Raw genomic sequence first — 4,312 nt, forward strand, 5'->3', positions numbered from 1 at the left:
TTCTTGTACTGGTACTTCTTTTTCCTCGGATTTTGTTACTTTATTCAATGAAGCTAACACGACCATAGCGAGCACAATACAACCAACGTAAAATGAAGGGATTACATTTCCGAATATAAATGTAACTGCAAACAATGCCCAAAATAAGCTAGAACCGAATCGGTTTGGATGCTCACGATCAAATGCAATACGAACAGCGATAAATGCAACAATTATACCTAATACATAATAAATTGTATCCATTGTTATGATGTTCATCTTATATAGCCTCCTTCTCTTGGTTTTCTTCTGCCTTCATTGTTTTCTCTATATACTTATCAAACCTTCTAAACCTAATCCAGCTCACAATAAGTGCCGATATCGCAGTTGGAATGCCCCAAAGCGCCATATCCCATACACCGACATGCATACCTACTGAATCGAAGAATCCTTTCATTAATAAAATGGCACCAGTTGCGATAAAAATATCTTCTCCGAAAAACCAAGCTGTGTTTTCCGCAGCTGCTGCGTTTGCTTTAATCTTTTCTCTCAATTTTTCAGGGAGTTTACCATATTTACCTTGCGCAGCTCCTTCTGCCATTGGCGCAACAAGTGGTCTTACCGTTTGCGCATGACCACCAATATTCAGTCCAAGTGCTGCTGATGATTCTCTTATCGTAAAATATGACATTAATACTCTTCCAGTTGTTGCTCCTTTTGATTTCGTTATAAGTGCTTCTGCTCTTTCTTTTAAACCATAACGCTCTAAAATTCCGATTACCGGTAAAGTTAATATGATTGGCATAGACATATATCTGTTTTCTATGAAAAATTTACCGAACATGCTAATCACATCATAAAAACTTAAGCCTGAAACCATACCAGTAACAATACCCGCAACCATAACTACTAACAGTGTATTTAGCCTAAATAAAAACCCAACCGCAACAAGTAAAATCCCAATTAATTTCACCAATTTTAACACTTCCTCTCATTTTTAATCCCGCTAATTAAAGTTTCACTTTATTTGGTGCGCATATAGAAATACCATTAAGTTCGAATGTTCTGTATATTTTCTCCGCAAATTGGACTGCTTTCTCTCCGTCCCCGTGTAAACATATCGTTTGCGCTTGAACTGCTACTTTCTCCCCATTAACCGATTCTACATACCCTTCCTTTACCATTTGAAGTACTTGTTTTATCGCTTCATCTTCATTTTTTATAAGAGCATTTTCTTCTGTACGGCTCGTTAAAGTTCCATCCTGCTTATACGTGCGATCAGCAAAAGCTTCTTGTACGAGAGTTATATTATATTTTTCTGTTGCCTTTATAAATGCCTCACTATTCGCTAATCCGTAAAGTAATAATCCAGGATTAATATGATAAATTGCCTTTGCGATTGCATCCGCAATTTCCGAATCAGTTGCCGCCATATTATATAAGGCACCGTGCGGTTTTACATGTTGCATTTTCCCTCCAGCAGCTTTAACAAATCCGTCTAATGCGCCAATTTGATATAAAACATAATCGTATACTTCACTTGCTGAAACATGCATGTTCCTTCTCCCAAATCCAATTAAATCAGGAAATCCAGGATGTGCCCCTATTGCTACGTTATGCTGCAGAGCTTTTTCAACCGTTTGCCGCATAACGGCCGGATCACCAGCATGAAAACCACAAGCAACGTTTATAGAGGAAACGAACGGAAGAATTTCATCATCATTCCCCATTTTATAAGCTCCAAAACTTTCTCCTAAATCACAGTTTAAATCGATTGTAGTCACGATGTTTTCCTCCTAATCTCAGCTTCGTAAAGCGATGAATTTCTTTAATAGACTCATACTTGTTTCCTGCTTTATATATAATTGTGCAGCGTCTTCCATAGTTATTTTTTCAAAAGTTACATAGTCTCCTGGTTTCAGCTGCGCTAGAAGAGGTAAATCTACTGAAATTACATTTCCAATTCTCGGATAACCACCTGTCGTTTGTCTATCCGCCATTAATATAATAGGCTGTCCACCATTTGGTACTTGAATTGTTCCGAATGTAACTGGGCTCGATAAAATTTCTATCTCTTCAACTCTATTTAAAACATCTCCGTCAAGCCTATATCCCATGCGATCAGCATAATTGGACACTTTATACTCTTTTGAAAAAAACGACTTTATACTTTCTTCTGTAAATTGATCATATTCAAAGTCTGTTATGACGCGAAGAATAGGATGCTTCTTATATTTTGGTAAAGCATTGTTACAAATTGCCCACTTCGTTTTTATACGCTTTTCTTCTTGTAAATTTTGAATGAAACGACTTGCAACTTCTGCCCCTGTACCAATTTGAAAATAATCTCCTTTTTTCAGCATTCTCCCTTCAATACCGCCAAGAGCAGCACGTATGTAAGTACTTTTACTTCCCATCGTACGATTAATATTTATACCGCCCGCAAAAGTCACATATGCTCTGCAACCGCTTTTCGCTTTTCCGAGGCAAAGCATGCTTCCTTCTTCAGCTAATATAGGGTGCCATAATGGAATGCGTTCTCCATTTAATAACGGTTCCATATCCGCACCGCCAATCGCGAGCAATGTCGTTTTCTTTATTAACAATTTAGGTCCCATTATTGTAATTTCGAGTCCAGCCTCATTCTCCTCATTACCTACTAACATATTAATCATCCTGAGCGCATTTTTATCCATAGCCCCGCCAACAGGTACACCGTATTGTTGATAATGAAATCGTCCTAAATCTTGGACTGTTGTAAACATTCCTGCATGCAAAATTTCTACATCCATTCTTTAGCCCCCTCAAGCGATACGTACTCTCCTTTTGTTATTGGTATAAATCGTAAATACATACCACTTTGAATATATGTTGGTGTTTCTTCTTTTGGATTAAATAGAGAAATAGGTGTTCGGCCGATAATATTCCAGCCTCCTGGTGTTTCAAGCGGATAAATACCCGTTTGATTTCCGCCAATCCCTACTGAACCAGGAGCGATTTGTAACCGTGGTGTTTCTTTTCTAGGTGTTTCTAGTTCTTTTGATAATCCCCCTAAATAAGGGAATCCAGGTGTAAAACCTAACATGTACACGAAATATGTTGTTTCACTATGTATTCGAATAACATCCTCTACTTGTAAGCCTTGATAATGCGCAACTTCTTCTAAATCAGGTCCATATTCTCCCCCGTAACACACTGGTATAGAAATATGTTTCACATCTCGGTTCACTTCTTCTTTATAAGAATCACACAGCTCCCGTATATACTGGCAAACGTAATCATATGGTCTTATATTTCTATCATTTCCCTTCCATACTTCGTACAAATTGTAGTACACCGCTAATGAAGTAAACGACGGAACGCATTCAACCATTCCTGCAAATGGATGCCGCCTCAGCGCTTGAAATAACCGTTGCACTTTTCCATATATATCCATCCTAATTTCTTCACCAAATGTAACAATAATTGCTTGATCCCCTAACGCAGAAAATTTCATCCCACTCCCTCTTTCTATGCCAAAAAGCCGAGTTCTTTCGAAATGCGGTATGCTGTTTCTTTCACTTTCGCAGTAAAATATGAAATGTTACTTTCGCTATACTCAATTGCTAATCCCGAAATACTAATGCCGGCTACAACCGTTCCATCACTTGCAAAAATTGGTGCTGCTATAGCCGCTGTATGATTTTCTAGTTCAGAATAACTAATTGTGTACCCTTCTTTTTTCGCCATATGTAATACTTCTAACAAATGCTCCTTATTCACAATCGTTCCATCTGCAAACTGCTTTAAATCCGTTTCCTCTACGTACTTTCTTTTCTCTTCCTCAGAAAAATACGATAGTAAAATTCTCGGACATGCACCCGCATACAGTGGTGCCCTTCTTCCAACCGCCGTATAAACACGTACTGGCTGAACTCCCTCCATCTTCTCAACATAAATTGCGTCATTACCATCTTGAATAATTAAATTCACTGCCTGCCCTAAACTATCTCTAAGCTCTTTCATATAAGGTATCGCAATATTTCTTACGGATAATCTTTGTGAAACAAGTTGACCAAATCGTAAAAAAACGACTCCGAGACGATACTTGCCCTTTTCTGTTTTTTGTAAAAAATCCATTTCTTCTAACGAGCCAATTAAACGATAAACAGATGTTTTCGGCATATTTGTAAGCTGAACCATCTCTGTTAAACTTAGCTCCTCATGCTCATAAAACAACTCTAAAATATCCATTGTCTTAACTGCCGTTTTATTTATACTCATCCTATCTCCTTTTTGTTCCGAATTTCGGAACTTCAATTCCGTTTTTTGAAACAAACATATAATTTAAAAT

At 37.7% G+C, this 4,312-nt stretch carries 6 protein-coding genes; all 6 read right to left on the reverse strand.

All coding sequences use genetic code 11. The features are described 5' to 3' along the window. The coding region (locus AB3X49_RS18480; RefSeq protein WP_367963894.1) for a 5-oxoproline transporter, DUF979 family subunit at window positions 1-258 on the reverse strand (258 nt) is incomplete at its 3' end. A 1-nt stretch (window position 259) separates the two neighbouring features. Further along, entirely contained in the window at window positions 260-955 is a 696-nt protein-coding gene (locus tag AB3X49_RS18485; protein ID WP_002127994.1) for a DUF969 domain-containing protein, read from the reverse strand. A 34-nt stretch (window positions 956-989) separates the two neighbouring features. Further along, window positions 990-1,763, reverse strand: a complete 774-nt coding sequence (pxpA, locus tag AB3X49_RS18490; RefSeq protein ID WP_087996056.1) for a 5-oxoprolinase subunit PxpA — start codon at window positions 1,761-1,763, stop codon at window positions 990-992. Window positions 1,764-1,781: 18 nt separating this feature from the next. Further along, window positions 1,782-2,771, reverse strand: a complete 990-nt coding sequence (locus tag AB3X49_RS18495) for a 5-oxoprolinase subunit C family protein (protein ID WP_016120458.1) — start codon at window positions 2,769-2,771, stop codon at window positions 1,782-1,784. Further along, window positions 2,762-3,475, reverse strand: a complete 714-nt coding sequence (pxpB, locus tag AB3X49_RS18500) for a 5-oxoprolinase subunit PxpB (protein WP_137077241.1) — start codon at window positions 3,473-3,475, stop codon at window positions 2,762-2,764. Before pxpB ends, AB3X49_RS18495 begins: the two co-directional genes overlap by 10 nt. 14 nt (window positions 3,476-3,489) lie before the next feature. After that, the gene (locus tag AB3X49_RS18505; protein WP_016101114.1) at window positions 3,490-4,242 is read right to left on the reverse strand and encodes an IclR family transcriptional regulator; all 753 of its coding nucleotides are present in this window, start codon (window positions 4,240-4,242) and stop codon (window positions 3,490-3,492) included. Window positions 4,243-4,312: the final 70 nt, after the last annotated feature.

The organism is Bacillus sp. C30, assembly GCF_040838255.1.
In the GTDB taxonomy this organism is placed as follows: domain Bacteria; phylum Bacillota; class Bacilli; order Bacillales; family Bacillaceae_G; genus Bacillus_A; species Bacillus_A mycoides.